The sequence below is a fragment of the Streptomyces corchorusii genome, assembly GCF_001514055.1.
Lineage (GTDB): Bacteria > Actinomycetota > Actinomycetes > Streptomycetales > Streptomycetaceae > Streptomyces > Streptomyces olivaceoviridis.
Window position 1 is genome coordinate 1 of sequence record NZ_KQ948412.1, and the last position, 691, is coordinate 691.

General features: G+C 70.9%; 1 protein-coding gene. It reads right to left on the minus strand.

All coding sequences use genetic code 11. The annotated features are described in order from the left end of the window. On the minus strand, nucleotides 1-691 hold a 691-nt coding region (locus AQJ11_RS45055), incomplete at both ends, for an SDR family NAD(P)-dependent oxidoreductase (protein WP_059267392.1).

The window sequence follows — 691 nt, forward strand, 5'->3', positions numbered from 1 at the left end:
CGGCGATCTGCCGGGGCTCGGCCATGTGACCGAGCGGGATCGCCGCGGTCATCTGCTCGACGATGCCGGGAGTCGCCGTCTCCCAGGTGTCGATCATCTCCGTGGAGGTGCCGCCGGGGGTGATGCCGTTGACCCGGATACGGTCACCGGCCCAGTTCACCGCGGCGGTCTCGGTGAGGCTGTTGAGCGCGCGCTTCATGGCGCCGTAGGCGGGCAGGGCGGGGTTCGCGTGGCGGCTGCCGATGCTGGAGGTGTTGACGATCGCCCCGCCGCCGTTCTTCCGCATAAGAGCGGCCTGGGCGTTCATGGCGGTCCAGTGCGCGCGGAAGTTCACGGCGAACTGCTCGTCGATGTCCTCGTCGCTGGTGGTGTGGACCGGGCCGAACTGCTGCTGGGGGACCGCGCCGTTGTTGAAGGCGCCATCCAGCCGTCCGTGCAGCGTTTCGACGTGGTCGACTGCGGCGCGGATGCTCGCCGGGTCGGCGAGGTCCATGGTGACGGCGTCGGCGACGCCGCCGTCGGCGCGGATCTCCTTCACGATGGCCTGGAGGGTGTCGGTGCTGCGGGCGGCGAGCACGACAGTGGCGCCCTCGGAGGCGAAGAGCCGGGCTGCGGCGGCCCCGATGCCGCGGCTGGCGCCGGTGATGAAGATGATCTTGCCGGTGAGCAGGCCGACCGGTGCGCTGTCGGT